Raw genomic sequence first — 25,693 nt, 5'->3', positions numbered from 1 at the left:
ATAACAGTGAACGTGGAGGCGTTCAATTATGGGGAATGATGATGCAAAAATTCTTCGTTATGAATCAATTAATGACGGCGCTGAATCAATTATGCAGTGTCCAACAGTCCCTGAACCAATTACCAGCCTGCTGCACCCCGCATACCCAGTTGAAATTCGCTCATCCAACCCCCATCCCGCTATAATAAACAAAAAGAGGTGATTAGATGAAAAAGCTCTACCAATGGTCAAACTGGAAAACCTGGCTCGTTTCTTTACTGATCTTTGCAGCATTTCTTGGCTTTGTCCTACCAGATGAAGCGGCTGAATCTTCACGCGTCACAGGAACATCTGACTCGCCGGACAGCTCCTTCTTTTATACACCTGAAACGCTTTACGCGATTGCAGAAACATACGGTGAAGAAGGGCGGGCATATTACGTTCGGGCTCGGTATACGTTTGATGTAGTGTGGCCGGTCGCTTACTTTTTATTTCTGACAACCACGCTCGGTATACTCTTTAGACCAATCCGGCGCTCTAAATGGGGGACAGTCATTCTGCTGCCATTAGCTGGTCTGATCTTTGATTACCTTGAAAACCTCAGCACCTCACTAGTCATGAGCTTTTATCCTGATCAGCTGGATGTTTTCGCAACCATCGCGCCGGTCTTTACCGCGATCAAATGGACCAGCATTTATGCAAGCTTCGCACTCATTCCTATAGGTATCATCGTGTTTTTCATCCAACGTAAAAAAGCATGACTTGAGACAAAAAAGTTCCTACCCGAAATCGAGTAGGAACTTTACACATTAATAATCCTCTAAAATCTCATCCAGCACGAACTTCACGCCGTGATACAGATAAAGCGCAGCCATCAATGAAGGGAAGCCGAACCGTTCACCGGTTTCACCAGGCAGCATGCCACGTACGGTCTGCGTATTCAGAAAAGAATCCGCTTTTTCCTGAAGATCGCCTTCAGCATCTTTCACTTTTCCTGCAATCACTGCAAAAGGAATCTCCGCTTCAATCAGCTTTTCTGCAAAGTTGAGCGCCTGCGGATCAGTTGTTCTTCTTGTTACGAGTAATACGCGGTCAGCAACTGTTAATCCGGCTATTTCATCCTGGAGTTCGCGCACACCCTCAAGCGGCTCTTCACCCTGCAGTGCTTCAGCAGCGACCCCTGCCATTTCACCAAATCCTTTTATATAAATCGAGCCATCTCCAACCTTAGCCTGCGCTAACAGTCGGGCAGCATTTTCAATTTCCATCTCTTCTTTAGACTGCAGTCTGCCAAATAATCCGGTCAGCTGCGTTGTAAACATTTTAAGCATAACAATCATCCTTTCAATAGTGTTGCGCACTTTTTGTCGAAGGTTTTGTAAAGTCCATATTTGTATTTGCACAGCTGTTTATTGAAGCGGAAGGGGGCGACTCCTATGGCAGGAAGGGACAGGTGAGACAGAGCATGGCGCAGCCTGCTGGCTCACCGCCCGGCCGTGAAGTCCCCCTGAAGCGGAAATCAACAGCCAACTTTAACAAGGTATTGTCGAAAAAGCGCAAACGGTTTCTTCATTAATATAAAGGAACTCATCTGTTTCTGTTGAATGTACCATAATAAGGGCTTGTTGAGAAACAGACCGTATTGCTCTATGATTAAAAAGTATACATATAAAGCGAACCTGGGTGGGTTGGGTATCACAAAAAAGAGGTGTAGAACGTGGAAAAAGTACTGATTGTAGATGATCAATTTGGCATACGAATTCTGCTGAATGAGATTCTTGAAAAAGAGGGGTACAAGACATTTCAGGCAGCGAATGGACTTGAAGCACTGGCGCTTCTAAAAGAAGAGCCGGATTTAGTATTGCTTGATATGAAAATTCCGGGCATGGATGGCATTGAAATTTTACGGAGAATGAGAGAAGAGGAAATCGAAATAAAAGTAATCATTATGACAGCCTACGGTGAACTTGGCATGATTCAGGAGGCGGAATCACTGGGAGCGCTTACACACATCGCCAAGCCTTTTGATATTCAGGATATCAGAAACCTTGTAAAAGAGCATATAAAGGCAAATTAGCACGTCTAATTTGAAAAGATGAGTGGCTGGCATGGTCAAATACGAAAACGTTTGGTATGATACTAGAGAAAATGGTTGTGCAGAAGCTATGCCGTTTATTTAAAGGAGGAACTAATTATGCCATTAGTATCAATGACAGATATGCTGAACAAAGCGAAGGATGGGGGCTATGCAGTAGGTCAGTTCAACCTGAATAACCTTGAATTTACACAGGCGATTCTTCAGGCTGCTGAAGAAGAAAAATCACCTGTTATTCTTGGTGTTTCTGAAGGTGCTGCCCGCTACATGAGCGGATTTACAACTGTGGTGAAAATGGTTGAAGGTCTTCTTGAAGACTTAAACATTACTGTACCAGTAGCAATTCACCTTGACCACGGATCAAGCTTTGACAAGTGTAAAGAAGCAATCGATGCAGGTTTCACTTCTGTAATGATTGATGCTTCTCACGGTCCTTTCGAAGAAAACGTGGAAGTAACTTCTAAAGTTGTTGAATACGCACACGCTAAAGGAGTTTCAGTAGAAGCTGAGCTTGGCGTTGTAGGCGGCCAGGAAGATGACGTGGTTGCTGATGGTGTGATCTACGCAGATCCTAAAGAATGCAGAGAACTTGTAGAACGTACAGGTATCGATACACTTGCACCGGCACTTGGATCAGTTCACGGTCCTTATAAAGGTGAACCAAACCTTGGATTCACTGAAATGGAACTGATCGGTAAAGAAGCAGGCGTACCAATCGTCCTTCACGGCGGTACTGGCATTCCGACAAAAGACATCCAAAAAGCGATTTCTTACGGAACAGCTAAAATCAACGTGAACACTGAAAACCAACTTGCATCAGCTAAGAAGGTACGTGAAGTACTTGCTGCTGACTCAGAAGTATATGATCCACGTAAATATCTTGGACCAGCGCGTGAAGTGATTAAAGAAACAGTAATCGGCAAAATGCGTGAATTTGGTTCATCAAGCAAGGCGTAACTCGTCACTCGGTTTCATGGGGTAGAAATTGAGTCATATCAAAAGAGGCTGGCTCACAAACAGGCAGGCTGCTTATTCAACAATAAGCGGCCCAACCGTTTTTTGAGTCAGCCTTTTTTAAATGTTTTATGGCTCTGGTAAATGTCATTTTCTTATTACACATTGGAAAATTTGTCTTTTTTTAATAAGAGAAAATTGGTACATTAGTTAGTAATTAAATTTACCAAGGTCATATGAAACTGAATTGAGCGGAAGGCGAATGTCAGCCGTGCAGATTAACAGCTACAATCAAATACATAACAAAGGATGGGATCACATTGAAATTTTTCATTGACACTGCAAATATGGATGAGATCAAAGAAGCACACAGCTGGGGGATTATTGACGGTGTTACAACAAATCCGTCACTTGTAGCGAAAGAAGGCATTTCGTTCCATGACCGGCTGAAAGAAATCACCTCACTTGTAGATGGTTCAGTCAGCGCAGAAGTAATTTCTCTTGATGCAGAAGGTATGATCAGAGAAGGGAAAGAACTGGCTGCAATCGCACCGAATATCACCGTTAAAGTCCCCATGACACCTGATGGACTGAAAGCAACCGCGGCATTTGCAAAAGAAGGCATCAAGACAAATGTTACGCTGATCTTCAGTGCAAATCAGGCACTGATGGCAGCGCGTGCGGGTGCATCTTACGTGTCACCTTTCCTTGGCCGCCTTGATGACATTGGTCACGACGGCATGGATCTGATCAGCACGATTTCTGATATGTTCATTATGCACGATATTAAATCAGAAATTATTGCAGCATCAATCCGTCACCCGATGCACGTCACACAGGCTGCACTGAATGGTGCGCATATCTCAACATGCCCATCAAAAGTGTTACACCAACTATTTAAACATCCACTGACGGAAGCGGGAATTGAAGCATTTCTTAACGACTGGAATAATCGCAAAGCGTAAAAAATCCTGCTTCCTTCACACATGATTCAGCTGGAAATACACATGATAAAAAGACATAAAAGAGCTGGTTCGGAAGGAGCTTCAATCAATGGAAAAATTAAAAATTGAAGGGGGCAATCCCCTTAAAGGAAACATCAAAGTCAGCGGTGCGAAAAACAGTGCAGTAGCACTAATCCCTGCAACAATCCTTGCAGATACACCAACGACTATTGAAGGTTTACCTGATATATCTGATGTTCATACGTTAAAGGCGCTGCTTGAGGAAATTGGCGGAACCGTTGAATTTGAAGATGGTGAAATGCGTGTGAATCCTGAAGGAATGGTTGCTATGCCGTTACCGAATGGACGCGTGAAAAAACTGCGTGCCTCTTATTATCTGATGGGTGCAATGCTTGGTAAATTTAAAAAAGCAGCAATCGGTCTTCCGGGGGGCTGTTATCTTGGACCACGTCCGATTGATCAGCACATAAAAGGATTTGAAGCGCTCGGTGCCACTGTAACGAATGAGCAGGGTGCACTGTATCTGCGTGCCGATGAGCTGAAGGGTGCGCGAATCTATCTAGATGTTGTCAGCGTAGGTGCGACAATCAACATCATGCTTGCAGCTGTCAAAGCCAAGGGTCAGACAGTGATTGAAAATGCTGCGAAAGAGCCCGAGATTATTGATGTTGCAACGCTCTTAAGTAATATGGGTGCCAAAATCAAAGGTGCAGGAACAAACGTGATCAGAATTGAAGGGGTGGATGAGCTTCACGGCACACGTCACACCATCATTCCTGACCGGATTGAGGCAGGTACTTTCATGATTTTAGCGGCAGCAGCAGGTGATGGTGTGACGATTAATAACGTCATCCCGCTTCATGTTGAATCACTGATTGCGAAGCTGCGAGAAATGGGAGTTCCTATTGAAACTGGTGATGAGGATATCTATATCGGGAAGTCAGATACCTTGAAATCTATTGATATTCAGACCCTTGTATATCCTGGATTCCCAACTGATCTGCAGCAGCCGATGACGTCACTGATGACAAAAATTCACGGAACTGCAATGGTAACAGACACGATTTATTCAGCTCGCTTTAAGCATATTGACGAATTAAAGCGGATGAACGCGAACATTAAAACAGAAGGCCGTGCAGCAATTGTCTACGGACCATCTGTTTTGCAGGGTGCCCGCGTGAAAGCATCAGACCTGCGTGCAGGTGCGGCGCTTGTCATTGCAGGACTAATGGCTGAAGGGATCACTGAAGTAACGGGTCTTGAGCACATTGACCGCGGATACAGTGACCTGATTGATAAGCTGTCCGGCCTTGGTGCAGTGATCTGGCGTGAGGAAATGTCAATGGAAGAACTCGAGCAGGTAAACAACGCATAATTTAAATAGTATGTCATAATAAGAAACAATGTGTTATACTGGTTCATGACAAATCACGAGGGGATGAATGACATGGAACGCAGTTTATCAATGGAGCTTGTACGGGTTACAGAAGCAGCAGCATTATCATCAGCAAGATGGATGGGGCGCGGTTTGAAAAATGAAGCAGACGATGCAGCAACGACTGCAATGCGCGACGTATTCGACACAATCCCGATGAAAGGTACAGTTGTGATCGGTGAAGGTGAAATGGATGAAGCGCCAATGCTTTATATTGGAGAAAAACTTGGTACAGGCTACGGTCCACGTCTTGATGTAGCGGTAGATCCTTTAGAAGGCACGAACATTGTCGCTTCAGGCGGCTGGAATGCACTTGCGGTGCTGGCGGTTGCGGATCATGGAAACCTGCTGAACGCACCTGACATGTATATGGATAAAATCGCAGTCGGACCGGAAGCAGTGGGCTGCATTGATATTAACGCACCGGTCATTGATAACCTGAGAGCAGTAGCGAAAGCAAAAAATAAAGATATTGAAGATGTCGTAGCCACGATTTTAAATCGTGACCGCCATGCGAAAATTATCGAAGAACTGCGTGCAGCAGGTGCCCGCATCAAGCTGATTGGTGATGGCGACGTTGCAGGCGCTATTAATACAGCTTTTGATACGACAGGTGTAGACATTCTTTTCGGATCCGGCGGCGCGCCAGAAGGTGTCATCGCTGCAGTTGGACTGAAATGTCTTGGCGGAGAAATCCAGGGCCGACTACTGCCGCAAAATGAAGAAGAAGCAGCACGCTGTAAAGCGATGAACATTGATGTCAGCCAGGTCCTGCGTATGGAAGACCTCGTCCGTGGAGACGATGCTATTTTCGCAGCAACTGGTGTAACTGATGGGGAACTCCTTAAAGGCGTTCAGTTCAAAGCTACATACGGAGAAACCGATTCTCTCGTTATGCGTGCAAAATCCGGCACAGTCCGCTTTATCAAAGGCACACACAGCCTGAAGAAAAAGCCGAACCTTGTCATGAAGTAATTGTCGAAAAGCTCCGGGATGATTGAACTGCGCCCTGTCAAGTAGACAGTAAAAAAGAAAAAGGTTAGCACTACGCTGCGGCCTGGTACCGATACTCCATTGGTGCCAGGTTGTTTAATTTCTCTTGATAACGTCCCTCGTTGTAAAACCGCATATATTGATCAATGTCGTTGACCAATTCTTCATAACTCTTGTACTGTTTCAATTCATACCTTTCACATTTGAAGTGCCCGAAGAAGCTCTCTATCGGCGCGTTGTCGATGCACTTCCCAACGCGAGACATACTGCGCGTGATCCCTGCTTCTGTCGTGATGTAGCGGTATTCCTTCGAGGTATACTGTGACCCACGGTCGCTATGGAGTAGGGGAGTCGCGTCTGGGTTCGCTTCGATGGCTGCCTTCAGGGTGTCCATTACCAAGCGCGTTGTTGTTGAAGTGACCGATCTGATAGGCTACGACGGACCCGTCGTACAGGTCTTGATCACACTCAAATAAGCCTTATTCCCAAGACCATAATGGAGGTGCGTGATGTCCGTCACCCATTTCTGGTTGGGCTGACTCGCTGTGAACGCGCGATTCAAGATGTTATCTTCGATATTGACATAGCTGGTCTTCGTACAGTAGCCGTTTGACTGGCGAATGAAAGACTTCAGTCTGAGCTTGATCATCAGGCGACGGATCCGTTTGCGATTGTACTGCTTTTTGAACTGGCGGTTGATGAACATTGTGATCCGCCGGTAGCCCAGAATCCCCTGATGCTTGTTGAATATCTTTTTGATTTCTCCGAGTAGCCATTCATTTTCTTCCTCTTGGTCAGTCGGCGTATGGTTCAGCCATTTGTAGTAACCGGATCGCGAGACACCGACCAGTTGGCAGAGTAGTTGGATCGGCGCCTTCGTTTCCTCATGGTACTCATGGATCGCCTGGAACCGATGTAGATGACTGCCTATTCGCGCATTCTGTCCCTCCTTTCGATCTCCTTCAGCTTTTTTAAGAGGCCGTTTTCCGTTTCAAGATATTGATTACGATGGTCCAGTTCTTTGATGCGGAGCTTCAGTTTCTCTACTTCTGTCAGGTCCGGCTTAGACTCCAGGGATTTCCCGCGGCGATCGTGAAGTGCCGTCTCTCCGTCAGCCTGATATTTCCGTACCCATCCATAGACCTGTTGATACGAGACCTGATATTTCTCTGCAGCCCTGTGATAGTCAAGGTCGTGGGCGATTGCGAATTGGACGATCTCTATCCGTTCCTGTAGTGTTGTCTTACGTCCTGTACTCATCTTTTTATTCCCCTCACTAGTGGATTTCAAGTCTCTCCCACTAGTGTAACGCTTTATCCACCTTCGTAAGACAGAGGAGGTTGAGATGTTGAAACGAGCACAGGTCTCACTGAGGCTCCCTTGACCCGCCAGATAATAGTCCACTGCCTGTCGTTTCAATTCTTGGGAGTACGCTTTCCAGGTCTTCGATTCCTTCAATCCGTCGATGCCATCTGATTGATATTTACGAATCCAATCTCTGAAGGTCTTTTCAGTGATCTGATAATCTCTTGAGACCACACCCACCGACTTCTTCTCCTCTAAGATAGATAACACTGCTTTTAATTTTTCATCTAATGTATGACCAGTCGTCCTTTTAGACACAAAAATGCCCCCTTCAAAGTAGTAGAGAATTTTTATTATTTCTCTGTCTACTTCGAAGGGAGCATATCAGATAAACCTGGAGTTTTTTCGTTTGATTATAGTGGTAACCGCAACTTCTCTCCGATCAGTACTTCGCTTTCCGCGGACGAACGCTCAGGCTAAGCAGAAAATCACTGCTCTGCGGGGTCACCGCCCGGCCGCGGAAAGCGTCCCCCTGTAGCGGAAATCAAAAGCGTTTACACAAGTACTCAACAAGCGACAATTTTCACCGTTGATTGTGCTGATAAATAAGAGTAGAATAATGAATGACTTCAGCTACACAACCTCTATTTCAACCAGTTATCCTCACAAACATTTTTCAAGCACAATAGATTCGCTGAAGAGGCAATTAAAATAAAAGAAGTGTGGTGTCCTTTATGGAAGAATTAAAAATGTCGTCACTCGACAATATGAAATTAAAAGAATTGTATGAACTCGCAAAAGAATACCGGGTTTCTTACTACAGCAAGCTTACAAAGAAAGAATTAATTTTTGCAATCCTGAAATCACGTGCTGAACAGGAAGGCTTTTTCTTTATGGAAGGCGTACTTGAAGTCATCCAGTCAGAAGGTTTCGGCTTCCTGCGTCCAATCAACTATTCACCGAGCTCTGAGGATATTTATATTTCAGCTTCACAGATCCGCCGTTTTGATCTGAGAAATGGAGATAAGGTTTCCGGTAAAGTAAGACCCCCTAAAGAAAACGAACGTTACTTTGGACTTCTCCATGTAGAAGCAGTCAATGGCGACGATCCTGAAACGTCAAAAGAGCGTGTGCATTTCCCTGCACTGACCCCACTTTATCCGGATCGCCAAATCAAGCTTGAAAACCAGCCACGTCAGCTTTCAACGCGCATTATGGACCTTGTGTCACCTGTTGGTTTTGGTCAGCGTGGACTAATCGTTGCCCCTCCAAAAGCAGGTAAGACGATGCTGATGAAAGAAATCGCTAACTCAATCACAACAAACCATCCTGAAGCGGAACTGATTGTCCTGTTGATCGATGAGCGTCCTGAGGAAGTAACAGATATCGAGCGTTCTGTTAATGCAGACGTTGTAAGTTCAACATTTGATGAAGTGCCGGAGAATCATATTAAAGTGGCAGAGCTTGTCCTTGAACGTGCGATGCGTTTGGTTGAGCATAAGCGTGACGTTGTCATTCTGATGGACAGCATTACACGTCTTGCACGTGCTTATAACCTAGTGATCCCGCCAAGCGGCCGTACGCTGTCAGGCGGTATTGACCCTGCTGCGTTTCACCGTCCAAAGCGTTTCTTTGGTGCAGCTAGAAACATTGAAGAGGGCGGTAGCTTAACCATCCTTGCTACAGCACTAGTTGATACAGGTTCACGTATGGACGAAGTCATCTATGAAGAGTTCAAAGGAACAGGTAACATGGAGCTCCACCTAGATCGCAGCATGGCAGAACGCCGCATCTTCCCGGCCATTGACGTTCGCCGCAGCGGGACACGTAAAGAGGAACTGCTTGTGACAAAAGATCACCTTGATAAACTATGGGCGATCCGCCGCGCAATGTCCGATTCACATGACTTTGGTGAGCGCCTCGTACGCAAAATTCGTCAGACAAAGACCAACCAGGAGTTCTTTGAAAACCTGACAGAAGAAATGAAAACGAGCGGGCGTAAGTCTTAAATTTGAGTAAGTAACACCTTGACCGTTTCACTTTCATTATTTATATAGATTCAGCTGCTGGTTGAAGTTGAGGGCCTAGGCTCCCGCCCGGAGGCAGGAAAGTGCAGCCCTCTACGGAAACCAACAGCGGTTTTTAAGATCATATTTAAAAAACAAGCTTGCTACACAACATTCACCCTGCTATAATATAAGCAGTGTGCTTGAAACATATCTGGCACCGTGCTAGTATGTAAGATACTTACTCTGTTCCAGATGGTTCAGGGCGGAAGGAGATGACTGAGATGAAAACTGAAATTCATCCAAATTACAAAGCTGCAAAGGTAACTTGTACTTGCGGTAATGAATTTGAAACAGGTTCTGTTAAGGAAGACATTCGTATTGAGGTATGCTCAGAATGCCATCCATTCTACACAGGACGTCAGAAGTTCGCAGCAGCGGACGGCCGTGTTGATCGCTTCAACAAAAAATACGGACTTAAGTAAATTAGAAAAGCGCAGGCAAACGTTTAGGGACGTACAGATTGAACCGGTCACGACGGAGATAAATGAATCACGAAGAGCGGAGCGATTCGATGATGATTTATCGTACGGGTGGACGGGAATTCTGCTAGTCCCTGCGAGTCGGAGCTGGACAGCGTATGTAAGTTCCGACTGTATGCTAAGCTTTACAATCAAAACAGGCGAGAATCAAATTCTTGCCTGTTTTTTTACGGTTAAATTCGCCAATTCAGGGAATGAAACAACAGATTCAGTCAAATCGCCTCTTGAACAAAGAGGTGTTTTTCAATAGACTTAAGTTATTAATAAGGTTGTACGAAATACGCTTTTTACATAATTAATTGTGTATTTAAACTTTAACCTTTTCGACTTGAAGATAGATTTAGCTGCGATAACAGTGGTAGACGCCGACCCTGCGGAAAGCGTCCGTCTGTAACATATATCAGCAGCGGTACCACAGACATAAGGAGCTGAAGGAAACGTGTATGTAATGAAACAGACGGGCTGGGTGGAAGTGATTTGCGGAAGTATGTTTTCCGGGAAATCAGAAGAACTCATCAGACGCGTAAGACGGGCACAATTTGCCAGACAGCATATTTTAGTATTTAAACCGAAACTCGACGATCGCTACAGTGAAGAAGCCATCGTTTCTCATAACGGAGCATCTGTGATCGCTGTACCAGTTGAGCATTCCTCAGAAATTCTTGAGCAGGTAACTGAAAAAGCTGATCTGATCGCAATTGACGAAGTTCAGTTCTTTGATGAAGAAATCGTGGAGGTCATTACAAAGCTTGCTGACCAGGGCTTCAGAGTCATCACAGCAGGTCTTGATCAGGATTTCCGGGGAGAGCCGTTTGGTCCGGTTCCACACCTCATGTCACTTGCAGAACAGGTAACAAAGCTTCAGGCCGTATGCGCAGTATGCGGATCACCTGCAAGCCGCACGCAGCGTCTGATCGAAGGACGTCCGGCAGGCTACGATGATCCGGTTATTTTAGTCGGAGCATCAGAAGCTTATGAACCACGCTGCCGCCACCACCACGAAGTACCAAAAGGCGTAACCGTCTCATCTGAAAAAGTTTAATTCGTAACGTTTTGGATAGAGAATCATTTTCTTCATATTCTTATTGAAGAGAGTGGTTCTTTTTTTAAAAAAACGTTCTTATAAGAGAAATCAAGGTTTGCGGCCGCGGAAGCCTTCTGCCTGAAGCTGCCACAAACCGGGTGTAGAACAGCTGATTTCAGTTGTGAGACAACCCGCCATCCGCTATACTAACTAAAGAGGTGAAGATATCATGTTTGATCGATTACAAGCGGTAGAAGACCGCTATGATAAACTAAATGAACTACTCAGTGATCCTGAAATTGTCAATGATACAAAAAAACTGCGTGAATACTCAAAAGAGCAATCAGACCTGTCTGAAACCGTTGAGACATACCGCCGTTATAAAGAAGTATTCGAGCAGCATAAAGATGCGAAAGAAATGCTGAATGAAAAGCTCGATGCTGATATGCGTGACATGGTAAAAGAAGAAGTCAGTGAGCTTTCAGATGAAATTGAAGTACTTGAAGAAAAGCTGCACTTACTCCTTTTACCAAAAGATCCAAATGATGATAAGAACGTAATTATGGAAGTGCGCGGGGCAGCTGGTGGAGATGAAGCTGCTTTATTTGCCGGTGACCTTTACCGTATGTACAGCCGCTTTGCTGAATCTCAAGGCTGGAAAATCGAAGTGATGGATGCCAGCACAACAGGCGTTGGCGGATACAAGGAAATCACATTCATGATTAACGGCACAGGCGCTTATTCTAAAATGAAATATGAAAATGGTGCACACCGCGTGCAGCGTGTTCCTGAAACAGAATCAGGCGGCCGTATTCATACGTCCACTGCGACTGTTGCATGTCTGCCTGAAGTAGAAGATGTTGAAATCGATATCCACGAAAAAGATATCCGTGTCGATACATTTGCTTCAAGTGGTCCTGGTGGGCAGTCTGTTAATACAACAATGTCAGCAGTACGTCTGACACACGTTCCAACGGGTGTTGTCGTATCAATGCAGGATGAGAAATCACAGATTAAAAATAAAGAAAAAGCAATGAAGATTCTTCGTGCCCGTATTTATGACAAGTTTGAACAGGAAGCGCGTGCTGAATACGATGCTGTCCGTAAATCTGCAGTCGGTACCGGTGACCGCTCAGAGCGTATCCGCACGTACAACTTCCCGCAAAACCGTGTAACGGATCACCGTATCGGCTTAACGATCCAGAAGCTTGATCAGATCCTTCAGGGTAAAATGGATGAAATTGTTGAGGCGCTCATTTTAGAAGAGCAATCAGCTAAAATGGAAGCGATGAATAATGGAGAAGCTTAAAATGTACGAGGCCCTTAATTGGGCTTCTTCTTATTTAGAGGATCACGATCGCGAAGCCTTTGCAGCCGAACTATTACTCAGACACATAACCGGACTTAACCGGACATCTTTTTTCATGGAATTAAGAGAAGAACTGTCAGAAGAACACCTGAAAGCCTTTGGCATCGCACTTGATCAGCATGTCCAGGGTGTACCTGTTCAGCATATTATCGGTCACGAGGAATTCTACGGCAGACGTTTTCACGTAAATGGAGACGTGCTGATTCCAAGACCGGAAACGGAAGAGTTAATTTTTTATATGTTTGACCGGGCAGATCGTATTTTCAAAAAAAAGAAGAAGGTTCTGGCCGTTGATGTGGGTACAGGAAGCGGCGCGATTGCCGTTACGATGAAGCTTGAACGTCCGGACTGGCAGGTCACTGCGACAGATTTATCCACAGCAGCCCTTGCCACTGCCAAAAAGAACGCGAAGTCACTTGAAGCTGATATTGAATTCACTGAAGGCGATCTCCTTCAGCCACTTAAAGGGAAAAAGTTTGATGTGTTCCTGTCAAACCCGCCTTACATTCCACATAGTGATATCAGTAAGATGTCGGAAATCGTCACAGAACATGAGCCGCATTCTGCACTATTCGCAGATGAAGAAGGCTTAATTCTTTATAGAAAAATGAGCGAACAACTGCCTGAACACATGAATAGACCAGGCCTCATCGGCTTCGAAGTCGGCGCAGGCCAGGGAGAAACCGTCGCAGCCCTACTAAGAAAAGCCTTTCCTGAGGATCACACTGAAGTGATCTATGACATTAATGGGAAAGATAGAATGGTATTTTGTGAGTTAATTGATTCTGGTATTGAATAAGTAGGCTGAAAGTTCCTGCTCCAGGCGGACTTCACGTACGGGCAGTGAGCCAGCAGACTTCGACATGCCAGGTCTCATCTGTCCCTTCCTGCCGCAGGGATCTTCAGCTGTGCAGGTTTTAAAATGGATGATTAATAACTTTTCAATGTAATGACGAAATAATATCCACAGCGTTGATCGGAGTGGAGGGCGGCGACTCCGGGACGATTAGTGGGAAGCTGAGACCCCGCAGCCGAAGGCGAGGAGGCTTAGCAACCACCGTCCGGAAAGCGTCCGCCCGGAACGTAGATCAAACGCCAAACTTTTAATTCCTATTAATGTTTAAAACTCACAAATCTCGTCCACAATGCCCTAGTAACAGCAGGGAGGAATGGACGATGATTCAAAAAACAATGATTCTGATGATCTTACTCACAATCCTTACACCATTTACAGCATCCGGACAAGAAAGCGACATCCGTATGCGCGTAATTGCAAATAGCGATACAGAACAAGATCAATCAGTCAAAGAAGCACTTTATCAATCTATCCAGCCTGAAATCATACAGCTCTTAGGCGGTCAGCCTTTAACCAGGGAAGAACTGAGTGATCAACTTAATGGAAAGCTCTATCAGATTCGTATCATCGTTGAGCGGCATGCTGGAGAGATAGCGCCGGACCAAACGGTATCCACAGCATTCGAACCACACACGTTTCCTGATGGCATCACTTATCAGACACTTGTGATTCAAATCGGAAGCGGAGCAGGTGAAAACTGGTGGTGTGCATTCTTTCCTGAAATGTGCGGGACAGTGACTTTGGATGAAGAAAAAAATGAGGACTGTGAGAACGACTTATCCCCAGAAAAAAAAGTGTCGAAAACTGATATTAAAGTAGAATCATTTATTGTGAACTGGATTTCAGATAAATGGAACCGCTTTAGTGAAAAACGGGGATAACTTTTGTTTATACACAAAGTTGTGCACAATTTTGATGAAGTTATACACAAACTGTGGATGAATTTGACCTTTGTGCACAGGAAAACAAAAATAGTATACTATTATTCAAGACTGAATGTTGATAAAACAGCGTGTCGAAATAAATCAAAATAAATCTAAAAAGTAATTTGAGAGGTGATTCACATGGAAACGATCCGCTGGACTGTGGATAGAAATGTGGAAAAACAAGATAGTTATCCACAGGTTGCAGAGGCAGCTGAATATCTGCACAACGGACATGTTATCGCCTTTCCTACTGAAACCGTTTACGGGCTCGGAGCAGATGCAACAAGCGATACTGCAGTGCAGGGTATTTTTGATGCGAAAGGGCGCCCATCCGATAATCCGCTCATTGTCCACATTTCAAATCCGGAATCGTTACATGAGCTTGTGTCATCGATCAGCAGTGATGCGAAACAGCTGATTGAGACATTCTGGCCGGGACCACTCACCATCATTTTTAACAAAAAGAATGGTGTGTTTTCAGACCTTGTAACAGCAGGACTTGATACAATCGGCATCCGTATGCCGTCACACCCTGTTGCACTTGAATTGATCAGCCGTTCCGGGAAACCGCTCGCTGCCCCAAGTGCGAATACGAGCGGTAAGCCAAGCCCTACTTCAGCAGAACACGTAGCCCGTGATCTTTCAGGACGTATTAAAGGAATCGTCGACGGCGGTGAAACTGGCGTTGGCCTTGAATCCACCGTCATTGACTGTACCGTTACACCACCAATGATCTTAAGACCCGGCGGCATTTCAGCTGAAGAAATTGAAGCCTGTATCGGTCAGGTGCTAGTGGATCCTTCTTTAAAAAAGGAACAGAGTGCCCCGAGATCACCAGGCATGAAATACACACATTATGCACCAACTGCACCTCTTTATCTCATTAAAGGTAAAACCGAATGGATTCAGCAGACGATCCATCGTTTTCAGAAGGAAGGGAAAACGGTTGGCCTGCTCGCCTCTGAGGAATTAACTGCACAGCTTACGGCTGACATTGTAGAGATTTGCGGCAGACGCGAAGACCCTGCAACGATTGCGCGCGGACTCTATCATGCGATCCGCTCCTTTAACGATACAGATGCAGATATCATTTTAGCTGAAGCCTTTGATGAAAAAGGAATCGGTGCAGCCATTATGAACCGTCTTGAAAAAGCAGCCGGACACAAGTGGATCAATGAAAGCTCTTCCTGAGGGGAAGGCTTTTTTTGATGGGCCGGGACTTGAGGCTGGATGGCTGTAGGCTCAATGGAACATCGACGGGCTCCAGCGCTAGATGACTTTAAAAAACAGGCCTTTAGTTTCTTAAGGGGCATCAAGAGGATGATTGCAGCCCTCGGTTTAAGCATGACTGTACTCAATTGATCTTTCACAGCACTCATTCCCGCACTTACTGCACTCAACCTGGGTGTATCGCTACCTCAAACTCTTAGCCACCTACCTCAACAGCCGAAATGCAGCATTCGCCGTAACCCAGCCAAACCCCCGCATTCCCAAACCCCAATCATATCCCCGTCACAAAAATCATATAATCCCTCATCAACTAAAGGGGGAGCAGTATGTGGACAATTTTTTTAGCATTAGCGCTTGGAATGGATGCACTGTCAGCAAGCATCGCAGCAGGCGCACAGCCGGTCAGCACCAAAGCGAAATGGATCATCAGCATTATGGTTGGTCTTTTACATACAGTTTTACCGGCAGCTGGCATGCTGATCGGTTCTTCGCTGCTTGATGCGATGAACTGGTTTGGCATGCTGCTGCTCATCTTTATCGGCCTTCAAATGATCTTTGCGGGCTTTAAAACAAAAAAAGATCAGCCAATGGTGCTGACTCCGCTCAAATGGCTGGCTTTTTCGATTGCTGTCAGTCTGGATAGTTTATCAATTGGCATCACGCTGGGCATTACAGACCTCTCAAATTCGCAGTCACTGTTTTTTTTCGGAATCGCAGCATTTCTCATGACCCGGATCGGTTTTGCGATTGGCAGTATCGTCACACTCACAGCAGGCAGATTCAGTGAAGTAATCGGCGGCAGCATTTTAATCGGACTCGCGCTTCGTATGATTGAGTAGCGTTCTGGTTTGAAAACCTGTACGGAGGCTACATTACTAGTAAAGAAGTCAGCGCCGAGGTGAACAGTGATGAAAAAGGGAACATTTAAAGGACTTGAAGCAATTATTTTAGAAAATGAGTATTTAAAAGCAGTCATTCTGCCGGATTTCGGTGGAAAAGTAGCAAGCTTTTACGATAAAAAAGCGGATTATGAGTGGTTTTATCAGGCGAAGGTAGAGGAGTTACCTATGCCTCATTATGGGTCTACTTTCGGTGAATATACGCCGTCCGGCTTTGATGATCTGTTTCCGGGAGTGGATGAAGGGCCACACCCGCTGAACAACAGAAAAGTACCGGATCATGGTGAGGTCTGGTCGATGGTATGGGAGGTTGATGAAAAGCTTGATAATGGTGTCACGCTTGAGGTCAAGAGTCCGGTTTTTCCGTACATTCTTAAAAAGACAATCACACTGCTTGATGACGGTCTGGAAGTCAGATACCGGGCAAAGAATACTGGGGAAGCACCATTTGCTTATATATGGGCGCCGAGTATTTTACTGAATATGAATGAGCATACGCAGATCGAAGTGCCGGAAGAATGCGAGGAAATTATCAGTATTGAACCTGACAATGAGCACCTTGGTCCATGGGGGTCGCATCACCCATTTCCGATTACGCAGTCAAAGGATACAAAAGAAAAAATTGATCTTTCAAAAATGGCACCGAAAGAAGCACAGAATGTTGAAAAATTTTATTTCGCTACAAGACTGGACAGCGGCTGGTGCAGAGCGGTACAAAAAGATATGAATAAAGCACTTTACTATTCATTTGATCCGGATAAAATCCCGTTTTTATCCGTCTTCAAAAACCATGGCGGCTGGCTCGGGGACTACAACTTCTCCCTTCAGCCTTCAACAGGCATGTATGATGATGTGTATGTAGCGAATAAAATTGACCGGGTGGCGAAGATTCCGCCTGAGAGTGAGGAGTTGTGGATATTCAGGATAACGGTTGAAGACATTGAGTGAAGGCGCCGCGCCTTCACTTTTTACTTATTTTTTAGTAAAACTAATGTAAATATAATTGACTTTTACTAAAAATAATTTATAGTAATACATATATTCACTTTCAATCTGGACAATATGAGAAGGAGGGTGTCAGATGAACGTTTACGACTTAAAAAAGTCTTTTATTTCGATCTTTAATGAAGTGCCTGAGCGTTTATTTTTCGCGCCGGGGAGAATTAATTTAATTGGTGAGCACACGGATTATAATGGTGGAAAAGTATTTCCGCTTGCGATTACATATGGCACTTATGCCTATGTGAAAAAACGAAATGACAGAAAGATCAGATTAGCCTCTAAAAACTTTCCGCAGACAGGTGTGATGACAGCGTCACTCGATCACATTGAAAAAAATACTGAAACCGAATGGGTAAACTATCCACTTGGTGTGATCCGCTTCCTGAAAGAAAGCGGCTACAGGATTGAAGAGGGATTTGATGTGCTATTTGAAGGCAATATCCCAAATGGTGCCGGGCTTTCATCATCCGCTTCTATTGAAATGGCAGCAGGTGTGATGGCGAGAGGAATAGCGGATCTATCAATCTCACAGGTGGAACTGATTAAATTATGTCAGCGTGTGGAAAATGAATTTATCGGCGTGAACAGCGGGATTATGGATCAGTTTGCAATTGGAATGGGTAAGCAGGGGCAGGCGCTCTGGCTGGATTGCGACACGTTGGAATTTGAGTATGCGCCGATCGAGCTTGAACATGAAAAAATCGTCATTATGAATACAAATAAGAGAAGAGAGCTTGCATCTTCTAAATATAACGAGCGGCGTGCAGAATGTGAGCAGGCTTTAAAAATCATTCAAAAGCATGTTTTTGTCTCCAGTCTTGGAGAGCTTGCGGTTGATCAGCTTACTGAGGTAGAAGGCTGGCTGAATGACCCGCTTTTATTTAAGCGTGTTAAGCATGTTGTCACAGAAAATGAGCGCACAAAACAGGCTTATGTTTCGCTGAAAGCAGGAGACCTCGAGCACGTCGGACAGCTCATGAATGCATCTCATCAATCTTTGAAAGAAGATTATGAAGTAACCGGAGCGGAGCTTGATGCGCTGGCAGAATTTGCACAGACGCAGCCTGGTGTGATCGGCGCAAGAATGACTGGTGCCGGCTTTGGCGGATGTGCGATTGCCATTGTCAAAAAAGGTGAAGTGGACAATTTAATTAAACATACGCGCAGACATTATCAGGACCGGATTGGGTACGGACCGGAATTTTATGTCGCGTCAGTTGGAGACGGTGCAAAGGAAATTACGGTTAGAGGAGCTGAATAGACGAGATGATCTCACAACAGGCAATTGCCACACATAATGGAGAACCGGTGATCAAATACACAATCGAAAATAAAAATGGTGTGCGACTGTCAGCACTGAATTATGGCTGTATCATCACTGAGTGGATCGCGCCCGATAAAGATGGTCAGTTGGATAATATCGTGCTCGGCTACGATGATTTCTCAAGATATTTAACGGATTCTCCTTACTTTGGGGCGATCGTCGGCCGGTTTGCGGGCAGAATCGAAAACGCCTCATTCTCTTTAGATAATGAAACCTGTACACTTGCGAAAAATGATGGGGAACACTCATTGCACGGAGGGGAAGAAGGGTTTGATAAAAAGATATGGTCAGTCACTGAGCAGGGGAACATATTACAATTCAACCTGACAAGTCCTCATTTAGAAGAAGGGTTTCCGGGAGAGGTGAAAGTTCAGGTGCGCTATACGCTCACAGACGAGAATGAACTTAAAGTAGCCTATGAAGCCATAACGGATCAGAAAACCGTATTAAATCTGACAAATCACAGTTACTTCAACCTGACAGGTACACTTGAATCCGTGCTTGACCATGAGCTTCAGATCCCGGCGGATACCTACCTGCCTTTGACTGAAAACCTGATTCCGACAGGGGAAAAAAGAAGGGTAGAGAATACGCCATTTGATTTCCGTGAGCCGAAAAAGCTGTCAGATGCCCTGGACCTTCAGGATGAACAGATTAAAATCGTCGGAAATGGCTATGATCATCCTTTTGTTTTAAAAGAAGGAACGATCCAGTTAAGTGAACCGGCAAGCAGAAGAAGATTATCCGTTCACACAGATCAGCCTGCTGTTGTCTTTTATGCGGGGAACCATCTTGGTGCTGAAGGTGAAATGCGTGGCGAGAAAATCCAGCACCACTCCGGCTTATGCCTTGAAACGCAAGGGTTCCCTAACGCAGTGAACGAGCCATCTTTCCCGTCATGTGAACTTGTGCCAGGAGAGACGTACAGCTCAGAAACGGTTTATAAAATCACTACTTATTAATACTAAGTTTTCCCGGGTTTATGCTGGAGAAATGATATAGTATGAAATGGCAGGAAAGCTTATCTTTTACTTAATATGATTGGAATAAGATATAAGTGCAGCGAAGCGTAAGGCGGCGACTCTGGGACGATTAGTTGGAAGCTGAGACCCCGCAAGGCGAAGCCTGAGGAGTTCTGATGGAGCCACAAAACGGCTCATCCAGAAAAGCGTCCGCCTGAAGCGCAGCGGAACGATTTAAATTAATAAGTTTTATTCCATTTACATGATCAAACAAAGTCGATAAGGAGTGTTACAAATGGCAGTACTTGTCACAGGTGGAGCAGGCTACATAGGAAGTCATGCAGTATTAGCATTAAAAAGAAAAGGGTTTGACACCGTCATTGTAGATAATCTTCAGACCGGTCACAGCGGCGCAGTCAGCAGTGATGACCAATTTTATAAAGGTTCACTGCATGACGGAAAGTTTCTTGATGAAGTATTTATGAACCATGAAATAGATGCAGTCATTCATTTTGCCGCGAGCTCACTTGTAGGGGAAAGTGTGCAGAATCCTTTGAAGTACTATGAAAACAACGTAGGTGGTGCAATCTCACTGCTGCAGGCGATGGAACGACACCGCGTCAAAAAGCTCGTCTTCTCTTCAACAGCCGCAACGTACGGCGAGCCTGAGACAGACCTATTAACGGAAAACGATACAGTGTCACCAACAAATCCTTACGGTGAAACAAAGCTTGCCGTTGAAAAAATGCTGAAATGGGCGAGTGAAGCATATGGCATTCATTCGATCGCACTCAGATATTTCAACGTTGCCGGTGCAGATCCTGAGGGCTTAAGAGGGGAAGACCACGATCCAGAAACTCACCTGATTCCGATTATCCTGCAGGTGGCACTCGGACAACGCGATCATATCAGCATTTTCGGTACAGATTATGCCACACCTGATGGCACGTGTATCCGCGACTACATTCATGTGAGTGACCTTGTAGACGCACACCTCCTTGCGCTTGAAAAGCTGGCATCAGATCCTGAGACGACTGTATTTAACTTAGGGAACGGTCAGGGCTTCAGCGTAAAGGAAGTGATTGATACTGCACGAAAAGTGACAGGTCACGACATCCCGGCAAAAGAAGAAGCACGCAGAGCGGGAGACCCTGCAAAGCTGGTTGCATCTGCTGAAAAAGCAAGAAGCGTCTTAAAATGGAACCCGGTTTACACAAACCTTCACGATATCATCGAAAGCGCATGGAACTGGCACGAAGCACATCCTCACGGGTACAACCAGGAGGCCCGGAAAGGAGACTGATCTTACATGATTTCACTACAAATTGAACGCCTGCTGCAATTTGCTGTTCAAAAGCAAATGATCGAAACGGCAGACATTGATTACGCCAGAAACAGAATCCTTTCACTGCTGAAGCTGGATGCACCTGAAGACACAGCTGCACCGGATGAGAGGCTTGACACGCCGGTGCCGGTACTGAATGAAATCCTCAGCTGGGCTGAAGCAGAACTGAATATAGCAAGCATCACTGAAAAAGATCAGCTCGATGCAGCGATCATGAACTGCCTGATGCCAAGACCATCTGAACTGAATCAGACATTTAACGCTCTTTATCAGGACAATCCTGAAAAAGCGACGCAGCATTTTTATGCGTTATCACAGAACGCAAACTATATCCGGACAGACCGTATTGCTAAAAATGAAAGCTGGATCGCACAGACGCCTTATGGAGAACTTGAAATGACAATCAATCTTTCAAAGCCTGAAAAAGATCCTGCAGCGATTGCAGCTGAAAAAAAGGCGAAAAGCGTCGCGTATCCATCATGCCTCTTATGTAAAGAAAACGTCGGATATGACGGCAGAGCCAATCACCCTGCAAGGCAAAATCATCGGATTATTCCAGTTACGCTTGAGCAGGAACAGTGGTATTTTCAGTATTCGCCGTACGTGTACTACAATGAGCACGCCATTGTCCTGAGTGAAGAGCATAAGCCGATGAAAGTATCCAAAGCAAGCTTTGACCGTCTGCTTGCTTTTACAGAGCAGTTCCCGCATTACTTTGTCGGGTCAAACGCAGACCTGCCGATCGTCGGTGGATCTATTCTAAGCCACGATCATTTCCAGGCGGGACATTACGAATTCCCGATGGCAACAGCGCCTGTAACAGAGACTTTTACGTTTAAAGAATATGAAAACGTTGAAGGCGGGATTGTGAAGTGGCCGATGTCTGTCCTGAGATTAAGAGGAGCAGACCGTTATGAACTTTCAGCGCTTGCCGGTAAAGTGCTCGACAAATGGAAACGCTATGAGGATCCGCTTGTAGACGTGCTGGCATTCACAAATGAAGAACCGCACAACACCATCACACCAATCGCCAGAACGCGTGACGGCAAATTCGAAATCGACCTGGTCCTGCGTAATAACCGGACGACTGAAGAACATCCGGGCGGACTTTTTCACCCGCACGAAGAACTTCATCACATCAAAAAGGAAAATATTGGTTTGATTGAAGTCATGGGTCTTGCTGTACTGCCAGGCCGTCTGAAAGAAGAACTGCAGCTGACGGCTGAATATCTAACGCATCACAATATTGATGGTTTAAAGCAGGATGAACGGACAGCTAAGCATGCAGAATGGGTGGAAGGCATAATCAGAGAGCGTTCAGTTTCAGCTGGAAATGCAACGGATATTCTAAAAGAAGAAACAGGCATTGTCTTCGGAAAAGTTCTTTCACATGCAGGTGTATTTAAACAGAATGAACAGGGACAGGAAGCATTTAAAAAGTTTTTAGATGCGGTGAATGAATAAGTAAAACCGAAAAAATGTCCCGTTAAAGAATAGGTGAGAAAATGGCAACTTTAAAAGATATTGCACAAAAGGCAGATGTATCACTGGCCACTGTATCAAGAGTGCTTAATCAGGATGATAGTATGTCAGTAGCGCACGATACCAGACAGCGGATTCTGATGATTGCTGATGAGCTGAACTATCATTCAGGAAAGCGCAGAGTTGTGAAGAAAAAAACAACGCTCAGAATGGGGCTCGTCTACTGGTATTCTAAAGAAGAAGAAATGGAAGATCCCTATTATCTATCCATCCGCCTTGGTGTGGAACGTACCTGCTCAGAGCGTGGGATTGAAATTGAAAAATATGTAAAAAATGATCTTCAGAACAGATCGGCAAATGAAGAAAAGCTGGATGGGCTGATTGCAATCGGAAAGTTCAGCTCAAAAGATGTTGACCTCTTCAAAGGTCTGACTGAAAATCTGGTCATGGCAGACTTTACGCCGGCATCTGATGTAGACGCTGTTGTTGTGGACTTCCGCAGTGCAATGGTTGAGGTCCTGAAGTATTTGATTAAGCTTGGCCACGAGCGTATTGGTTATATTGGCGGGCATGAATACGTACAGGGGAACAAAATGATCAGGGATGAGCGTGAAGAGGCGTTTTGTGAGTATCTATCCCTGTACCAGACGTTCTATCCTGAATTCATCTGGACCGGAACTTTCACCGCTGAAGATGGGTATACAACGATGAAAGAAGCGCTAAAGCTTGAAAACAAACCAACCGCATTCATCATGGGAAATGATTCAATGGCCATTGGAGCCATGCGCGCTTTACATGAAAAAGGGATACGTGTACCTGAGCAAATCTCGATTGTCGGCTTCAACGATATCGAGATGTCACGCTATCTTCAACCCTCACTGACAACCGTTCAGGTTCATACCGAGTATATGGGTGAAGCGGCTGTTGATCTGTTTCTTGATCAGCTGTCCTCACGACGTAAAATTGCTAAAAAAATTGTTTTACCTACTAATTTACTAATCCGTGAGAGCAGCGGTCCGGTAAAATAAATGTTCGATTAACCCGGGTTTTCTAGACCCGGGTTTTTTATATGTTCAAGAAGAACGGATTAAGTGAGTATTGGCTTTGCCAGCGATGATTGTGGCTGGTGAGGTGGGACATACCCGGTTTGAGTGCGCTGCATTCAGGATTGAGTGCAGTCTATGGCTGAGTTGAGTGCGCTGCATTCTGGCTTGGGTGCAGTCTATGGCTGAGTTGAGTGCGCTGCATTCAGGATTGAGTACTGAGTACTGTCAAAGCCCATGTTGAGTGCACTAACCACAAAATCGACTGTACTCAACCCCGTATCCAGCCCATCAAAAAACCTAATGAAAGTTACTGATTCGAAAGGGGAAACTTCATTCACACATCCTGCATCAATGATACACACACCTCCGTCCCCGCTGTATCATCTTTTACCAAAACTCCTAGTAAAACGAAATAAAAAAATCTGATAATTTACTAAAATACTATTGACTTTAATTAAAAAGTTTACTAAAATCAAATCAAATGTAAGCGGTTTCTTAACTGGTATGGACTTCAGGGTGAAAAAGATCGCTCGCATCAATTATTCATTTTATATAAGGGGGAAAGAAAATGAAGAAATGGTGGACAGCAACAGGTTTAGTGGCTGCAGGTGCAATGATGCTTGCAGGATGCTCGGGGTCAGATGGTGGCAGCGGTTCAGGTGAAGACGGCGAAACAACACTGACTGCATGGGCATGGAACGTAAACGTAGGTGCACTTGAAGACGCAATGGCTTTATATCAGGAAGAAAACCCGAACGTGAAGATTGAAGTAGAAGATATTGGACGACTGGACGTGTATGACAAGCTTTCAACTGGTCTTGCAGCAGGCGGCGTTGGATTACCTGACATCGTACTCGTTGAGGATGACCGGATTGGCGGATACGCACAGGCATTCCCGGATGGATTTGTAAACTTATCAGATATGGGGTTTGAGGATTATGCTGATGAGTTTCCATCTTTCAAACAGGATCTTGCAACTGTCAATGACTCATTCTATGCAATGCCTTTTGATGCAGGTCCAGGTGGAATGTTCTACCGCAGAAGCATTTTTGAAGAAGCCGGTGTAAATGCTGAAGACATTGAAACATGGGATGACTTCTTAGAAGCTGGTAAGCAGATCAAAGAAGCAACTGGTGTTGATGCAATGCCGCTTGATAAGTTCAATGATGATCCTACATTCCGTATGATGTTAAATCAGCTTGGTACTTATTACTTTGATGAAAATGGGAACATTGATCTGACAAGTCCAGAAGCAATTATGGCAATGGAAAAGCAGATGGAGTTTGAAGAAGCTGGACTGATTAAAGAGGTTGATGGATGGAACGGAACGGTTTCTGCAACAATCGACGGTTCAGTAGCAACGATTCCGTTTGGTGCATGGTACTACGGAACAATTATTGACCAGGCACAGGATACTTCCGGTGACTGGGGGGTATTCCTTCTTCCTGCATTTGAAGAAGGCGGCAACCGCGCATCTAACCTTGGTGGTTCAAGCTGGATGATTCCTTCAGGCGGCGATAATGAAGAAGCAGCTTATGATTTCCTTGAGTTCTTCTCTACAAGCCCTGAAGCACAGGTCATTGCAATGGAAGACTACGGTCTATTCCCATCACTGAACTCAGCTTATGAAGAAGAAATCTTTACAAGCGAAGATGAGTTCTTCGGCGGCCAGAAGATCTGGGAGCTGTTTGCTGATGAAATGGCTGACGTAGAAACACCATACTACACTGAAGACTATGCAATTGGTCTTGATGAAGCAATCAAAGCTCAGGCGGATTCCTTTAACGGAACACCACCAGCTGAAGCGCTTCAGGCAGCAGCAGAAAGACTTGCTGAAAGAACTGAACGGGAAATCAATAACTAACGACGTCTGACAAGAAAAGAGGTTTAGCATTGCTAAATCTCTTCTTCTTTTAAAGCATCAAAGAAGGATAAGAAAATGTTTTCTATTCTG

At 44.9% G+C, this 25,693-nt stretch carries 23 protein-coding genes and 1 pseudogene; 22 read left to right on the top strand and 2 right to left on the bottom strand.

Translation table 11 applies throughout. The annotated features are described in order from the left end of the window. Positions 1-28 precede the first annotated feature (28 nt). Positions 29-202: a hypothetical protein gene (locus DH10bf12_RS00845; protein WP_471736738.1), complete on the top strand. Its 174-nt coding sequence runs from the start codon at positions 29-31 to the stop codon at positions 200-202. Positions 203-206: 4 nt separating this feature from the next. Then, positions 207-740 carry a hypothetical protein gene (locus DH10bf12_RS00840; RefSeq protein WP_471736737.1) on the top strand — a complete coding sequence of 178 codons (534 nt, stop codon included), beginning with the start codon at positions 207-209 and terminating at the stop codon, positions 738-740. Positions 741-788: 48 nt separating this feature from the next. Here the strand turns inward: DH10bf12_RS00840 and DH10bf12_RS00835 are convergent, their stop codons facing one another. Then, positions 789-1,310, bottom strand: coding sequence for a DUF2529 domain-containing protein (locus tag DH10bf12_RS00835; RefSeq protein WP_471736736.1), 522 nt, complete (start codon positions 1,308-1,310; stop codon positions 789-791). Between the two features lie 386 nt (positions 1,311-1,696). On the opposite strand from DH10bf12_RS00835, the gene DH10bf12_RS00830 reads away from it, so the two are divergent. From DH10bf12_RS00830 to glpX, 5 genes are all read left to right on the top strand, one after another. Continuing rightward, on the top strand, positions 1,697-2,056 hold the full coding sequence (locus DH10bf12_RS00830; RefSeq protein WP_471736735.1) for a response regulator: 360 nt from the start codon (positions 1,697-1,699) through the stop codon (positions 2,054-2,056). Positions 2,057-2,173: 117 nt separating this feature from the next. Beyond that, positions 2,174-3,031, top strand: a complete 858-nt coding sequence (locus tag DH10bf12_RS00825; protein WP_471736734.1) for a class II fructose-bisphosphate aldolase — start codon at positions 2,174-2,176, stop codon at positions 3,029-3,031. A gap of 317 nt (positions 3,032-3,348) precedes the next feature. Beyond that, complete coding sequence (fsa, locus tag DH10bf12_RS00820; RefSeq protein WP_471736733.1) at positions 3,349-3,993, top strand: fructose-6-phosphate aldolase; 645 nt, start codon at positions 3,349-3,351, stop codon at positions 3,991-3,993. A gap of 88 nt (positions 3,994-4,081) precedes the next feature. Next, positions 4,082-5,368 (top strand): UDP-N-acetylglucosamine 1-carboxyvinyltransferase, encoded by a 1,287-nt coding sequence (locus tag DH10bf12_RS00815; RefSeq protein WP_471736732.1) that lies wholly within the window; start codon positions 4,082-4,084, stop codon positions 5,366-5,368. Positions 5,369-5,440: 72 nt separating this feature from the next. Then, entirely contained in the window at positions 5,441-6,403 is a 963-nt protein-coding gene (gene glpX / locus DH10bf12_RS00810; RefSeq protein ID WP_471736731.1) for a class II fructose-bisphosphatase, read from the top strand. Positions 6,404-6,473: 70 nt separating this feature from the next. On the opposite strand, the pseudogene DH10bf12_RS00805 reads toward glpX, so the two are convergent. Further along, positions 6,474-8,044 (bottom strand): annotated as a pseudogene (locus DH10bf12_RS00805) (IS3 family transposase). A gap of 416 nt (positions 8,045-8,460) precedes the next feature. Between DH10bf12_RS00805 and rho the strand changes: the two are divergent. The 15 genes from rho (at position 8,461) to DH10bf12_RS00730 (ending at position 25,603) form a co-directional block, all read left to right on the top strand. Next, positions 8,461-9,735, top strand: coding sequence for a transcription termination factor Rho (gene rho, locus DH10bf12_RS00800; RefSeq protein ID WP_471736730.1), 1,275 nt, complete (start codon positions 8,461-8,463; stop codon positions 9,733-9,735). Positions 9,736-10,016: 281 nt separating this feature from the next. After that, on the top strand, positions 10,017-10,217 hold the full coding sequence (rpmE, locus tag DH10bf12_RS00795; protein WP_471736729.1) for a 50S ribosomal protein L31: 201 nt from the start codon (positions 10,017-10,019) through the stop codon (positions 10,215-10,217). Positions 10,218-10,713: 496 nt separating this feature from the next. Beyond that, positions 10,714-11,316, top strand: coding sequence for a thymidine kinase (locus tag DH10bf12_RS00790; RefSeq protein WP_471736728.1), 603 nt, complete (start codon positions 10,714-10,716; stop codon positions 11,314-11,316). Positions 11,317-11,527: 211 nt separating this feature from the next. Further along, positions 11,528-12,607: a peptide chain release factor 1 gene (gene prfA, locus DH10bf12_RS00785; protein ID WP_471736727.1), complete on the top strand. Its 1,080-nt coding sequence runs from the start codon at positions 11,528-11,530 to the stop codon at positions 12,605-12,607. Then, entirely contained in the window at positions 12,594-13,466 is an 873-nt protein-coding gene (gene prmC, locus DH10bf12_RS00780; RefSeq protein ID WP_471736726.1) for a peptide chain release factor N(5)-glutamine methyltransferase, read from the top strand. Before prfA ends, prmC begins: the two co-directional genes overlap by 14 nt. Before the next feature lie 377 nt (positions 13,467-13,843). Beyond that, entirely contained in the window at positions 13,844-14,404 is a 561-nt protein-coding gene (locus DH10bf12_RS00775) for a stage II sporulation protein R (protein WP_471736725.1), read from the top strand. A gap of 183 nt (positions 14,405-14,587) precedes the next feature. After that, a complete protein-coding gene (locus tag DH10bf12_RS00770; protein WP_471736724.1) occupies positions 14,588-15,640 on the top strand; it encodes an L-threonylcarbamoyladenylate synthase in 1,053 nt (350 codons plus the stop codon). A gap of 365 nt (positions 15,641-16,005) precedes the next feature. Then, a complete protein-coding gene (locus DH10bf12_RS00765) occupies positions 16,006-16,518 on the top strand; it encodes a manganese efflux pump MntP (RefSeq protein WP_471736723.1) in 513 nt (170 codons plus the stop codon). Positions 16,519-16,587: 69 nt separating this feature from the next. Beyond that, entirely contained in the window at positions 16,588-17,526 is a 939-nt protein-coding gene (locus DH10bf12_RS00760) for an aldose epimerase family protein (RefSeq protein ID WP_471736722.1), read from the top strand. Between the two features lie 133 nt (positions 17,527-17,659). Beyond that, positions 17,660-18,841 (top strand): galactokinase, encoded by a 1,182-nt coding sequence (locus tag DH10bf12_RS00755; RefSeq protein WP_471736721.1) that lies wholly within the window; start codon positions 17,660-17,662, stop codon positions 18,839-18,841. A 5-nt stretch (positions 18,842-18,846) separates the two neighbouring features. Next, positions 18,847-19,866, top strand: a complete 1,020-nt coding sequence (locus DH10bf12_RS00750) for an aldose epimerase family protein (RefSeq protein WP_471736720.1) — start codon at positions 18,847-18,849, stop codon at positions 19,864-19,866. A gap of 295 nt (positions 19,867-20,161) precedes the next feature. Continuing rightward, positions 20,162-21,169, top strand: coding sequence for a UDP-glucose 4-epimerase GalE (galE, locus tag DH10bf12_RS00745; protein WP_471736719.1), 1,008 nt, complete (start codon positions 20,162-20,164; stop codon positions 21,167-21,169). Between the two features lie 6 nt (positions 21,170-21,175). Further along, positions 21,176-22,675, top strand: coding sequence for a UDP-glucose--hexose-1-phosphate uridylyltransferase (gene galT / locus DH10bf12_RS00740; protein ID WP_471736718.1), 1,500 nt, complete (start codon positions 21,176-21,178; stop codon positions 22,673-22,675). Between the two features lie 41 nt (positions 22,676-22,716). Then, complete coding sequence (locus DH10bf12_RS00735; RefSeq protein WP_471736717.1) at positions 22,717-23,721, top strand: LacI family DNA-binding transcriptional regulator; 1,005 nt, start codon at positions 22,717-22,719, stop codon at positions 23,719-23,721. Between the two features lie 586 nt (positions 23,722-24,307). Next, positions 24,308-25,603, top strand: coding sequence for an ABC transporter substrate-binding protein (locus DH10bf12_RS00730; RefSeq protein ID WP_471736716.1), 1,296 nt, complete (start codon positions 24,308-24,310; stop codon positions 25,601-25,603). Positions 25,604-25,693 lie beyond the last annotated feature (90 nt).

It is taken from the genome of Jeotgalibacillus sp. 10bf12 (assembly GCF_055597105.1).
This window is presented reverse-complemented; position numbering and strand designations above follow the sequence as displayed.